The sequence below is a fragment of the Sphingobium sp. FG58 genome, assembly GCF_057809055.1.
On the sequence record NZ_JBMDJF010000005.1, the window covers coordinates 63,909 to 77,613 of the forward strand.

Genomic DNA, 13,705 nt, shown 5'->3' on the forward strand with positions numbered 1-13,705 from the left:
CTGCGGAGATGGCGCCGTTTTTGAATGACTGGCGTGGACTGTGGACAGGAAAAGCGGAGGCCGTAGTGCAGCCCAGTTGCGTGGGTGAAGTCGCGCAAATCGTGTCCTTCTGCCGCGACCATGCGCTCGCGATCGTGCCGCAGGGTGGCAACACCAGCCTTTCGGGCGGATCGGTGCCGGGCGACCGATCGGACTGCATATTATTGTCACTTACGCGGATGAACCGAATTCGCGCGGTCGATGCCGTCAACGACACCATCACGCTTGAGGCAGGGTGCATCCTTGCCCATGCCCAGGACGCGGCAGCAGAAGCAGGACGGCTTTTGCCGCTGAGCCTTGCTGCCGAAGGGTCCTGCACCATCGGTGGCAATCTGGCGACCAATGCGGGCGGCACCGCAGTTCTGCGGTACGGGAACGCCCGCGATCTCTGCCTCGGTCTGGAAGTCGTAACGGCGGACGGATCGATATGGAACGGACTACGCGGACTGCGCAAAGACAATACGGGCTATGATCTTCGCGATCTGTTTATCGGCTCGGAAGGGACGTTGGGCATCATCACCGCCGCGGTACTCAAGATGTACCCTCAGCCGCAAGCAACCGCCACCGCATTTTGCGCGGTGTCCGCACCGGAGGCAGCACTCGACCTGCTCAGGACGGCCCAGGATATTCTGGGCGCGGCCCTCACCGCCTTCGAACTGGTGCCGCATGCCGGGATCGAGCTTGTGGCGGCGCATATGGGCCTGCGCAATCCTCTGGCCGCTTCCTCCCCCTGGTATGTGCTGGTCGAAGCGACTGGACCGGGGTCGGCCGAAGCGATGACGGAACAGCTTGAAACCATACTTTCCGATGCTCTCGAACTGGGCCGCGTGACGGACGCAGTCACGGCTTCGTCCGTATCCCAGGCGCGCGCGCTCTGGGCGCTGCGCGAAAATATTTCCGAAGCCCAGTCAGCTGCGGGAGCGACGATCAAGCACGACATCGCGCTACCGATCTCGCGGATCGCTGAATTCATCGACGCTGCGTCCACTATCGTTGCTGGCTTCCCCAATATGCAAGAGGTTGTTTTCGGCCATCTGGGCGATGGCAACCTGCATTATAATCTCTCACCCTCTCCCGGCGTCACCAGGGAGGATTTCCTGGCGCTTCAGCCAGCAGTCAACCGCGCCATCCACGACCTTGTCGACCTGTTCAGCGGATCGATCTCCGCCGAACACGGACTGGGTGTCCTGCGACGCGACGAAATCGCCCGATACAAGCCGCCCGTCGAACTTGCGATGATGCGCGCGATCAAGGATGCGCTCGATCCGCTCGACATCTTCAACCCCGGCAAATTGCTGCCAGCACGGCATTTTTGAAGGATTTGGTCATGTTCGTCCGCCCCAACCTATCGCACTTTGGCATTTATGTACGCGATATTCCGTCCATGGAGGCATTCTACTGCGATCTATTCGGGCTGATCCCCACCGATCGCGGAAACGGGATGCTGATCCATAACGAATTTGTGTTCCTCAGCAGTGATCCGACCAAACACCATCAGCTCGTTCTTGCGTCGGGCCGCCCGCCAGAGGCTATATTCAGTACGATCATGCAACTGTCCTTCATGGTCTATGACCTCGCTGACCTGCGTACCATCCATGACAAGGCCATCGCGCGAGGGGTACAGAAGTTGCGCCGGATGAACCATGGCAATAGCTGGTCGATCTATTTCGAAGATCCCGAAGGCAACACGATCGAAGTCTATATGGATACACCATTTTATCTTCCACAGCCTTATGCCGTCGAACTCGATCTGTCGCTCGATTACGATCACCTTCTTGCATTGACCGAAGCCGATTGCCGTAGGATGTCCGGTTTCCTGCCAAGGGCCGAATGGGAAGCGCAAACGCGCGTCCGCCTAGGTGTCTGACCGTTATTGCGGTGATGAATATGATCGCGACGGACTGAACGGATCGACCTTTCGTCACGCATAAACGGACGGTTGCGAATAGCGTAAAGTGCATCTCAAAATAAGATAGCTATCGCAACACAACGATATTTTACAGATGGATGCAGCCTCTTCACAAAGAAATCCTGTCAACGAACAGGGCTCAAATGAGGGGGGTAAAATGTCCAATATCACATACCGGAAGAACGACAATTACACTCATACCCGATTACTGCGCAGCGTAAGTATTGCAGCGTTAGTCTTGGCGTCGACGACGATCGCCCAGGCTCAAGATCAAGTGGCAGGTGACAATGTCGCTGATCAGACCGTCGAACGACCACAGGGCGACATCATCGTTACAGCCAGCCGTCGCGAAACAAGACTTCAGGATACGCCGATGACCATTTCGGCGGTCGGCGGCGATCAACTGGACAAGCTTCGCGTCACCCAGATCCAGGACATCATCCGCTTCATACCGGGACTTCAGGCCAATGAAATCCAGGTCGGCCAACGTCGTGTGACAATAAGAGGCGTTCAGAGCGCGGGCGAATCTACCGTTGGTGTCTATTATGGTGAAACCCCGGTGACCGGCCCGACGTCCGCCAGCAATGATCCTTCGGGGTCCACGCCCGACATCAACTTCTACGACGTCGACCGGGTCGAAGTGCTGCGCGGTCCGCAGGGTACGCTGTTCGGTTCCGGTTCGATGAGCGGAACGATGCGCATCCTCTTTCGTCAACCCCAGCTCGACCGGTTCGCCGGAGGATTCGACGTCGAGAGATCGTCGACCAGAGGCGGCGATGGCAGCTATTATGCAAAGGGGTTCGTCAACGCGCCGATTATTGAAGACAAGCTCGCGGTTCGAGCGGTTCTCTATACTGAAAAACGGGGCGGCTGGGTCGATAATGTCCGTCTTAACCAAAGCGATATCAACCGTTCGACGGTTTCAGGCGGACGCCTGGCTGTCAAGTTCCAGCCCACCGACAATTTCGATCTGCTGCTGACGGCCATTCACCAAAATACCGACGTCGATGACACATCGTCCTACAATCGCGCGCTCGGGCCATTCCGCAGCGATTTTGAGCAGAAGGTCGGCTTCTGGAACAAGCTTGATCTTTTCACGCTTCAGGCAAATTGGAAGCTGCCATTTGCTACGGTAACACTGGCTGCGTCGCGTTTCGAATATGATGGCCAGAGGGATGTTGAATCGACGCGCGCCGGTCGCAACGCTGTAGCGCGCGGCACCTATTGCCGTCTTTATCACGGCATCTCGACCGCCTGCACTGCGACGCAACTGGCGGAATATCAATCATATGGCAATTCGCGGCTGCCGCTCTATGCAACGCAGCCGATGGAATTGTGGAGCAATGTCGCAGAACTGCGGATGACGTCGAATGGTTCTGGTCCGTTCAAGTGGACCGCGGGCATTTTCTACGAAAAACGTTCAGACGACAGCCGGAGCTTCCAGGCATCGGCTGACGCCGCCACTGGCCTTCCAGAATTTCCGATCGTCACCGTCGGCGATCGGGTCATATCGGTCGATCTTACGCAGAAAGCGGCCTTTGGCGAACTGAGCTATGACGTCACCAATTGGCTTGAGCTGACGGTGGGCGCACGTCGATACGATTATGATAAGGACACGCGTTCCCAGATCCTTCAGACATCCTTCTTTAATGGTGCGATCGCCGGACCGCCATTAAACTATGATTCCAGCGAAAACGGATGGGTGACGAAAGGTACGATCAACATCAAGCCGATCGAGAATATCCTGACCTATTTTACCTATTCGGAAGGGTTCCGGCCAGGCGGCGCCAATAATGTTCCCGGCCTTCCTGATAGCCTCATCACCTATAGTTCGGACTCGCTCAAAAACTATGAATTGGGCGTCAAGTCGACATTGTTCGACCGCCGCATCACGCTCAATAGCGCATTGTACCGGATCGACTGGCGCAACATGCAAACGCAGGCGACGACGCTCAATAACAGCTTTAGCTATCTCACCAATATAGGCGCCTCGCGCATTGTCGGCTTGGAAATGGAGGCTAGTCTCCAGATCGTTCCGGGGCTTCGTCTCGGCGGGAATTTCAACAGACTGTTCAAGTCCGACCTGACTGTCGATCAGGTCAATCCGATCGCGCAGGCGCCCGGGCGCAAAGGTGACCGCATTCCCTATGAGCCACAATTTACCGCAGCGGTCAGCCTCGACTATGATGTAGGGCTTGCAGATGGTGTCGATGGTCTGTTCCACATCGACTATAGCTATACCGGAAAGTCCTACAGCGCGCTCCGCCCGACAGACGTCAACTATGCGGAAATGGGCGACTTCTCCGTTGTCAATGCACGTGCCGGTATCGAAACCGGAGGATGGGGCATCTTCGTGTTCGTCCGTAACATTGGTGATGTGGCGGGCGAGACTCGGGTGGTTCCGAGCGTGAACAGCTATCGCGCTGTTATTGCGACCCAGCCACGTAGTTTTGGAGTCAATATTCGCAAGACATTTTGATCGATTGAATAGGAAGGCGCCACAGATGACAAATATCTCGCGTAAGAAATTTCTTGGACTGATGACGGGCGCCGGGGTCAGCCTGGCTGTCGGGCCTGCCCTTGCAGCCGGTCGCAAGATCCCGGCCTCGGCCAAGCAACAGCGCAATCTCCTCATCCGTGGCGCCGACCTTCTCACCATGGATCGCAAGGTTGGCGATCTGCCAGCCACCGATGTGCTGATCGGCGGCGGACGGATCCTGGCGATCGGCAAGAACCTGTCCGCAGGCAGCGCCGAAATCGTCAACGGGCAAGATCATATCCTGATGCCGGGCATGGTCGATGGGCATCGACATGTATGGGAAGCGCTTGAAGTCGGCGAAGTGACGTCGATACGCCAAGCGGGGCCAACAAAGACCGGCTATGAAAGCTGGAAGTTCAAGACGATGGTCTGCTACACGCCCGAGGATGCCTATTTCGCAGAGTATCTGGGCGGGCTACAGGCGATAGAGACGGGCGTCACGGGCGTGGTTGACTATTGCCACATCTTCCACACGCCACAACTTGCCGAAGGCGCTGCGCGCGGCTTGATCGATTCCGGCATTTCCGGGACATTTTGCTACCAGGTTTCACACACGCCCAGCTACAAAAAGGGCAACACTGTTCCCATCGAACAGGCCCGCGCCGATCGCCTTGCACCACCTGACGACCAGCATTGGCTGGCGGCAGAACATCTGCGCCGCAACGTGTTCAGCGATAGCGGATTGGTCCGGTTCGGCCTGGCGACGAGCAACGCCCATTATGGCAATCGACGCTTCGTCGATTTCGTTCAGGAATTCCGTCGGCTTCGCACCTATGAGCCGCATATCATTACCCAGCATTATTCGCGCAAAAAGCCGTTCCCCGGCCCGGACTTTGTTCGAGACATGCATCAATATGCCGACGCCGGACTGCTCGGGCCAGACTATCTCATTTCGCACGGCAATGGCATTCCAGAGGACGAGCTGATGTTGCTGGCTCAGGCGAAGTCGATGATTTCCGCGTCGCCGATGGGCGAAATCCGATACCCCGAACCTGCGGTCCACGCTCGCGCGCGCCGGGCGGGCGTGGCGGTCGGCATTTCGACCGATGCGCCGCTTAACATGACGCAGGACTATTTTGACTTTGTCAGGTCGGCCTATTTCCATCTGTTCCGCACGGCAGAAGATGGCAAGCTGGCAAGCAAATATGGATCGGACGATGTCCTCCATTTCGCAACCGGCGATGGCACGGCATCGATCCGACTGGGCGATGTGATGGGACGGGTGGCCGTGGGGCAACGCGCCGACCTTCTCCTGCTACGTACCGATCGCTTCGGTTTCACCAAAGCGGGGACGCTGTCCGATCGGGTCGTGAACTTCGCCAGAACCGAGGACATAGACAGCGTCTGGATCGCCGGGGTAGCGCGCAAACGCGGCGGCAAGATGCTGGGCGTCGATTGGACGAAGCTGCGGACCGAGCGCGAAGAACGCTCCGCTCGCCTTGCGCATGAGGCCGCGACGGTTACGCTCGTCGGGGACACCGGCTCAGAATGACGATAGATGGCGATGTAGAGGGCGTCAGTCGTTCGTCTGCCCGGTACAGCCGGGTGGCGATGTGGCTACATTGGTTGACCGCTGGACTGATCGCTTTCAATTTCGCCGTTGGTTTCTACATGGAAGGTCTGCCGCAGCCCTGGCGCGGGATTATCATCCCCATGCACATGTCCTGCGGCATCAGCGTTTTGGCCCTTACGATAGTCCGCATCCTTTGGCGCATCGGCCACCCGCCGCCGCCGCACGAAAAGACGCTGAAGCCATTGGAGGCATATCTAGCCAATCTCACGCATGTCGCGCTCTACGGTTTGATGATCGCTGTTCCGCTGAGCGGATGGGTCATCATTTCGAGTAATCCTCCGCCCGCTTCGGATGGAGCAAGGCTAGTCACGGCCCATTCGATCGCTAGAGGCGAAAAGCCGCGCCGATTGGGACCACGAGAAATCTGGTGGACCATACCCCTGCCCCTGATGTCATATTTCGAGGAGATGGGCGAAACTCGGGAGGGTGTGGAGCCACAACATGTTTTTCATGGTCGTGCGGTCGACATGCACGAGGCGCTCGCGCTGCTGATGGCGTTCCTTCTCCTGCTCCATATCTCTGGAGCGCTGAAGCACCAATATATCGATCGCGTGGACGAGCTTGGCCGGATCGGTCTGGGTAGAGGAGGCGGAACATGAAATGCAGTCGCCCTGCTCAGCTCATATCACACCTATTTATCAGACCGCGATATTATTGACCCGGATTGATATCGGAAAGGCAGCCTCTTGCACGCGCGATCAGGTCGGCAGATGAGCGAAGGCATCGGGTCTGATGATGGTCGCGCCCCATTGTCCCAGCCGATGACTTCGCTCAATATCGGGCGATCCGGTAAACGCTTACGTCCGGTCCCATTCGCCAGTCGGGCAAGCAATCCCAAATCGCTACGCTTGCCTGACCAAATCCAAGACAATTCCACCATCACAAATAGTTGCAACATATTGCCAGGTTGGCTAGGTTGCCGATGCGGAATGAAAATGCGGATTTCCGCCCTTTCGCCAAAGATACAAGTCGCATGATTACTGCAACGGATAGCGGGAGCTGTCTGATGCCGTGCTTTGGGGGGGGACTTGATCGATGGACCGCAAACAGGCTGTTATTTTCGGTGGCGGCGCATTGGCGCTGATTGTCGGGATAACGCTTGTCGCGCGCAGCGGCGAAACACCCGCTACGCCCTCAAAAGCGCCAGCCCCTTCCGGCACTGTTGCCACCGCCAAAGCCGCCGGAACAGCCCCGCCGTCCAGCAGCAGCAATGCGGTGGCCCCGCCCGGACTGGATGCTGCCCGTCCGACTGATTGCCTGATCGAGCCGAGTCAGGTCGTTCGGGTGAACAGCGGTGTCGAGGGCGTGGTTCAGAATATCTATGTCGACAGGGGCGATGATGTTCGGCGTGGGCAGGTAGTTGCTCAATTATACACCGATGTCGAGCGCGCCGCCGCCGCCGCTGCGCAGGCCCGCGCCTCCAACCCCCACGCCGAACGCGCCGCGGCAAGTCGCGCGGCCTATCTTGCCACGGTCAGCCAGCGATCGGACCAGGTCAGCCAATATCTCGCCCGCGATGTGGTGGACGAAGCGCGCGCCAACGCGCAATCCGCCGCAGAGGAGCGCAAGGCCGCCGCCGAAGAGCAACGGGTTGCCCGACTGGAATATGTCCAGGCGCAGCGCGTGATCGGACAAAAGACCGTGCGCAGCCCCGTCAATGGCATCGTGACGGAACGCCGCATGGCCCCTGGCGAATATCGGGGCGCAGATGCGACTCATATTCTGACGATCGCGCAGGTCGATCCGCTGAATGTCGAAGTGTTCGCCCCCATTGCGCAGCTGGATGCTGTGCAGGTCGGTGACGAGGTTTCGATTTTCCCCGAAGCGCCGGTCGGCGGAAAATATCGGGCGCGGATCAAGGTGATCGACCGCGTTTTCGACGCAGCCAGCGGGACGTTCGGGATGCGCCTGGCGCTGCCCAATCCCGGCAACAAACTGCCTGCCGGGCTGCGCTGCCGGCTCGAAATCGATCGCAAACCCGCAAGCATCGCCACGCGGCCGGAGTAATCGGTCCCGCTCACCCCAATCAGACAGGAGCTTTACGGACATGACCAGGAAGCAAGCCTATTTCGCCGGTATCGCCATATGCGCCATCCTGCCGTCGTCCGTCAGCGCCGAAACCCTGCAACAGGCGCTGGAAGGCGCCTACCGCAACAACCCGACCATATCGGCCCAGCGCGCCAGCATCCGCGTTGCCGAGGAGGATGTGCCACTGGCGCGCGTCGCGGGAATGCCCACTATCGATGGCAGTGCGACCTATCAGGAAAATGTCCTTACCGGCAAACCAGCGCCGGGCGGATTTTTCTCCAACCCGGATCGCCAATTTGTTGGCCAGCTCAACGCCAATGTTCCGTTGCTGGATTTCGGCGCTGTCCGCGGCAGTATGAGCGCGGCGAAAGCACGGGTGGAGGCGAGCCATTTTGGCCTGAACCAGACCGAAGCGGACCTGTTCTCTGCCGTCGTGGGAGCCTATATGGATGTGCTGCGTGATGAGGCAGTCGTCGGCCTTAACCGCAACAATGTCGAGGTGATGCGCTATACCGTCAAGGAAGCGGTCGATCGCCGCCGTGCTGGCAGTCGCGGGCCGACCGATGTGGCGCAGGCCGAAGCGCGGCTGGCGCTGGCCGAAAGCCAGATGGAAACGGCCGGCGCACGGCTCATTTCGAGCAAGGAGCAATATATCAGGCTGGTTGGTCATGCGGCCGAAAATCTGGAGCTGCCGCCGCCATTGCCGCAAATGCCGGCATCACCCACGGAAGCTGTGGAAACGGCGCTGGCCAACAATCCTGAAATTGCCTCTGCCCGCGTGCAGCGGACCGCTGCGGGTTATGATATCGATGTCGCCAGATCGCAGGCCTATCCCAAATTCAGCGCGATTGGCGGGATCAGCCAATATGATTATCTCGGCTCGCTGGACCAAGGCACGGGGCCGCGCAATGGTGATCGCGGCACCACCGCCTTTGTCGGCCTAACCCTGAAAATGCCGATCCTGGACGGTGGCCGCACCGGGGCACAGACGCGCCAGGCGCTCGCCAAGCAGGATGTTGCCGACAAGCAGGCACTGGATGCCGAAGGCAAGGTCATTGCCGAAGCGCGCTCCGCCTTTGCCACATGGCAGGCGGCGACCCATGTGACCGACACCGCCCAGCGCGGCGTTACCGCCAATCAGCAGGTGCTGGCGGGAATGCGGGCGGAAGTCAGCGCCGGGCTGCGCCCGCTGCTCGATCAGCTCAATGCCGAACAGGAGTTGCTGAACGCCCAGGTCACGATGCTCACCGCGCGGCGCGATGCCTATGTCGCGGGTTTTGCGCTACTCGCCGTGATGGGCAAGGCGGACTCGGCGGACCTCAATTTCGACAAGACTATGCTCTATCAACCGACCGTGAAGCCGGATTGACCGGGCGGCATCCACCTGTTGCAGGCGCCGCCCTGCCACCATCTCATTCGCCGCCGCCAAAGGCCATGGTCTTGCGAAGGCGCTCCTCGGCGAGTTCCGTCTGCCGCCGGTCGGCGGCGTGGCGCTTCTCGGCATTGCGCTGTGCCAGCCGCCGCAGCATGTTCGCCTTACCGTCGAACAGGGGCCATCTGTTGGCGGACGAACCGACGATCCGGGCGGCGCGCGGCGCAAAATCCGTATAAAGCTGGTCGTCCAGCGCCGTGATCGCAATGGTGCTGCCGGGGTCACCCTGCCGTCCGGCACGACCGAACAGCTGGCGATCGATCCGCGCGGTATCGTGAAAGCCGGTGAGGATGACATGCAATCCGCCCTGCGCTTTGGCAGTTGGGTTCAGCAGAATGTCGGTGCCGCGCCCGGCCATATTGGTCGCGACCGTGACGGCCCCCGGTTCGCCCGCTTGCGCGATGATCTCCGCCTCCTCCTCGTCCTGCCGCGCATTCAGCACCCGGTGCGCTATGCCCGCGTGGGTCAGCGCTTGCGAGACGGCGTCGGAATCCGCGACGGAGCGCGTACCGATCAGCACTGGGCGCGCGCCTTCCTGCGCGTGTATCCGGGCGACTTCGGCGGCAACCATTGCCCATTTTTCCTGCGCCGACTGCACCATCACATGACCGCGATCGCTGCGCAGATTGGGGCGGTTGCGCGGGATCACCACGACCTTCAGCCCGTAATCGGCCCATAGTTCATCCGCCACTTCACCAGCCGTGCCGGTCATGCCGCTCAACCGGCGATAGCGGCGGAAAAAGCGTTGATAGGTGATCCGGGCCATGGTGTTGCGGACGCCGGAAATGTCCACCGCCTCCTTGGTCTCCACCAGCTGATGCAGCCCGCCTTCCCATGACCGGTCCGCCATGACACGGCCCGTGGATTCATCGACGATCTGCACCTTGCCATCGGTCACGATATAGTCCCGATCACGCAGGAACAGGCGTGTGGCGGAAATCGCCCGCATCGCCAGTTCCTCGCGCGCCAGCCGGATACGCCATTGGGTGTGCGGCAGACCCTGGGACAGTTCAGCAACACTGTCCTTGCCATGCGCGGTCAGATGGACCGAGCGCGTGCCTTCGGTCAAAACATAATCGCGCCCCTCCTCCAGCATGGCGGCCAGTTCGAGTGCCGCGAGATAGACGCCATCGGTGTCGCCCGGCAATTCGGCAGACAGGATCAGCGGCGTGCGCGCTTCATCGATGAAGATCGAATCCGCCTCGTCCACGATTGCGAAATGCAGCCCGCGCATCAAAAGAGGCTGCGTACCTTGCCCGAACAGCTCTGCAATCAGGCGACGGCCCTGCCCTCGCCTCTTTCCCAACGCCGTCTGATCGCGCAGATAGTCGAAGGTCATTTCCTTGTTCGTCCCATAGACGATATGACATCCATAAGCGGCACGGCGCTCAGGATTTTCCTGCCCGTTGACGATCAGGCCGCAGCGCAGACCAAAACGCTCGATCACCGGGCGCAGGCTGTTGCAATCCCGTTCGGCCAAATAATCGTTCACGGTGAAAACATGGACCGGCATACCCGCCATCGCCGCGGTGATCGCAGGCAGCAAAGCAGTGATCGTCTTGCCCTCCCCCGTCGCCATTTCGGCTAGCCCGCCATCCAGCATCACCAGTCCGGCCATCAATTGCACAGGGAAATGACGCAGGCCCAGCTCCCGCCCGCTGACTTCGCGAATGAGGGCAAAAGCTTCGTCAACCACCGCTTCGCCCAGCCGTTCGCGCATCAGCCGCTCACGTATCTCGATACAGGCGGCGTTGAGCGCCTCGTCGGACAGATCGGCACATTCGGCGGACCGCAGGACAATGCGCTGCGCCCGATCGAGCAAACTCGGCTTGTCCCGCTGCACGGCGAGCATGAAGCGCCCCAGCAGGAGGTCGAGCGGCCGGTCCCACTTCCATGATGGCGCTGGTCCGCGCTCGGCATAGGGCGCGATGACGGGGCGGGCATCGCTGCGCGCCTCATGCCAAAAATGGCGTGCCTTTTCGCGCAGCCTGTCACTAAGCGCGCCCCAGCGCGAAAACGTCGCCTCAACCATTGAATTGCGTCAGGAACAGCTGGCGCAGTCGGCGCACGAACTGCCAGCCAACCGGCTCCCAGCCCAGTTGCAGGCGAACATGAACGCGGGTGCCAAAGCGCGCATCGCGCAATTGCTGCGGCAGCGAGACATCGAACAGGAATACGCGGCTGAGCGCGGTCAGCCCCTTCTCGTCGCCCGGATCGGTGGGGATGCTCCCGCCATAGGTGGTGGAGAGTGCCTCGCTCGGCAATTCGAAGGTGCCGCCCGGTATCGCGCGGGCAATGCTCCCGTCCCAGCTGCGCCCCGGTTCGGACGCCAGCCAGAATCGCACGGCACGCAGCCGCGCCCGCACAAGCTCTATGTCGTCCTGCGGCACGACGACGCGCGCCACCGCTGCATAGCCGGGCGTCACATAGCCCAGCAGCGTCCCCTTTTGCACGTAACGGCCGGGCAAATCCTGCGCCGGTGCCTGGGTGAGCATGAAAGTACCATCGGTCCCGGCTGTCAGGCCCAGATCCCCCAGCCGCTGTTCCTGCACCACCAGCCTGCGGGAATATTCGCGCCATGCATCCTGGCTGATCTGCCGCTTGACCAGATCCCCCGCCAGTTCGGCATCGGCCTCCACTTCAAGCTCCCGCAAGCGCCAGCGTATCTGTTCGACTTCGGCCTCCAGCACCGGGTTTTCCGCCTGCATCAGCAGCGTCCCCTTTTTTACCCGCGCGCCGTCCGGTGCGGCCAGCCGGGTGATGACGCCGTCCGCGCCAGCGCGCACATGCGCCTCCTCCGGCAGCCAGACGATCCCCTGCGCATTGACGTGCAGCGGTAGCGGGACGGCAAACAGCGCCAGCATGAGCGCGCCAACCAGGCCAAGCGTGATCCTGACCGCCCGTTTCCGGTTGCCATGCAGTTGCGGGCTGGACACCACATGGGCAAACATCTTCCACACCGGAAGGCCCAGCCCGCTCCACAAGGACCAGAGCGCAATCAGCACTCCGACCACAAAATATTTCTGCGCCACGAACAGCGCGATGGCGATCAGCATCGTCATGCGGGCGATCAGCGCGGCGGGGGCAAAGAAGAGGAACCATCTTTTTTCCCCCGGCGTCGCGTCGAACGGCAGTCCGCCGGGTGTGCGGAATATATATTTGTCGACCAGATGCGCCCAGAACCTGTTTGCGCGACTGCCAAGATTGGGAATCTCTATGAGGTCGGCCAAGATATAATAGCCGTCGAACCGCAGAAACGGATTGCCGTTGACCAGCACTGTCGACACCCCGGCAATCAGCATGATGTTGAAGGCGATGGCCCGTGCCAGCCCCGGCTCCATCAGCACCCAAGCAAAGGTTGCAAGCGCGGCGACAAACACTTCGGCAATCATGCCCGCCGCGCCGACCAGCGCGCGCTGCCACTTGCTGGCAAGGATGCTGACATGCGAGGCATCGACATAGGGAACAGGCACGAGGATGAGCAGCATCACGCCCATTTCCCGCACTTCCCGGCCGAAATTCTTGGCCGCAAAGCCGTGGCCCAGTTCATGGATGCATTTGACCAGCGGATAAATGAGGGCGATGAGCAGCAGATTGTCCGCCGCCAGCACCCGGTCGGCCAGATTGCCGGTCATCTCGTTCCAGTGGGTGCCAACCAGCAGCAGCGCGGGGACGACCACGCACAGCCACAGAAACAGGCCCGCCACACTGAACAGAGGCGCGACCAGATTCATGTGGCGGGTAAGGAAGCGATCCGGGTCGACAAGGTTGAGCCGCACCGACATCGGGCTTTTGAGATTTTGCAGCCAGCGCTGGCGGCGTTCCTTCTTGAGCCGCTGATAGGCTTCGCTGGTATCGGGCAATGTATCGCTGGCGAGCAGGTCTGCTGCATGTAGCTGGCCCAGCGCGGCGATGACATCGTCTTGACTGGGCGCATCTTCACCCAGACGGTCCACCAGCAATTCCCACAGCGCCTCGACCGTCGTCGTTCCGTCCAGTCGGCCCGCCAGTTCATAGGCGCCCTTGGGGAAACGATGCGCCTTGCCGGAAGCGCCATCGTCAATCACATACCAGACCTGCCCGCGATAGTGGTGCCTGCGCACCCGCACATGCCCCTTGAGCCGGGGGCGGAGCCGCGCGACCTGAAACCATGACGAGCTGTGGAACGGATTGGCCATGATGCGC

At 60.4% G+C, this 13,705-nt stretch carries 9 protein-coding genes; 7 read left to right on the forward strand and 2 right to left on the reverse strand.

The features are described from left to right. Nucleotides 1-65 precede the first annotated feature (65 nt). From ACODR8_RS08455 to ACODR8_RS08485, 7 genes are all read left to right on the forward strand, one after another. Nucleotides 66-1,355, forward strand: coding sequence for an FAD-binding oxidoreductase (locus ACODR8_RS08455; RefSeq protein WP_489006835.1), 1,290 nt, complete (start codon nucleotides 66-68; stop codon nucleotides 1,353-1,355). Nucleotides 1,356-1,366: 11 nt separating this feature from the next. Then, nucleotides 1,367-1,906 (forward strand): VOC family protein, encoded by a 540-nt coding sequence (locus ACODR8_RS08460; protein WP_489006836.1) that lies wholly within the window; start codon nucleotides 1,367-1,369, stop codon nucleotides 1,904-1,906. Between the two features lie 199 nt (nucleotides 1,907-2,105). Beyond that, a complete protein-coding gene (locus tag ACODR8_RS08465) occupies nucleotides 2,106-4,427 on the forward strand; it encodes a TonB-dependent receptor (RefSeq protein ID WP_489006837.1) in 2,322 nt (773 codons plus the stop codon). Nucleotides 4,428-4,452: 25 nt separating this feature from the next. Then, nucleotides 4,453-5,979: an amidohydrolase family protein gene (locus tag ACODR8_RS08470; protein ID WP_489006838.1), complete on the forward strand. Its 1,527-nt coding sequence runs from the start codon at nucleotides 4,453-4,455 to the stop codon at nucleotides 5,977-5,979. After that, on the forward strand, nucleotides 5,976-6,659 hold the full coding sequence (locus ACODR8_RS08475; protein ID WP_489006839.1) for a cytochrome b: 684 nt from the start codon (nucleotides 5,976-5,978) through the stop codon (nucleotides 6,657-6,659). The genes ACODR8_RS08470 and ACODR8_RS08475 overlap by 4 nt, the downstream gene beginning before the upstream one ends. 436 nt (nucleotides 6,660-7,095) lie before the next feature. Further along, nucleotides 7,096-8,067 (forward strand): efflux RND transporter periplasmic adaptor subunit, encoded by a 972-nt coding sequence (locus ACODR8_RS08480; protein WP_489006840.1) that lies wholly within the window; start codon nucleotides 7,096-7,098, stop codon nucleotides 8,065-8,067. A gap of 40 nt (nucleotides 8,068-8,107) precedes the next feature. Further along, entirely contained in the window at nucleotides 8,108-9,457 is a 1,350-nt protein-coding gene (locus ACODR8_RS08485) for a TolC family outer membrane protein (protein WP_489006841.1), read from the forward strand. A 43-nt stretch (nucleotides 9,458-9,500) separates the two neighbouring features. Here the strand turns inward: ACODR8_RS08485 and ACODR8_RS08490 are convergent, their stop codons facing one another. Beyond that, nucleotides 9,501-11,552 carry a preprotein translocase subunit SecA gene (locus tag ACODR8_RS08490; protein WP_489006842.1) on the reverse strand — a complete coding sequence of 684 codons (2,052 nt, stop codon included), beginning with the start codon at nucleotides 11,550-11,552 and terminating at the stop codon, nucleotides 9,501-9,503. Then, nucleotides 11,545-13,698, reverse strand: a complete 2,154-nt coding sequence (locus ACODR8_RS08495; RefSeq protein ID WP_489006843.1) for a peptidase M50 — start codon at nucleotides 13,696-13,698, stop codon at nucleotides 11,545-11,547. The genes ACODR8_RS08490 and ACODR8_RS08495 overlap by 8 nt, the downstream gene beginning before the upstream one ends. Nucleotides 13,699-13,705 lie beyond the last annotated feature (7 nt).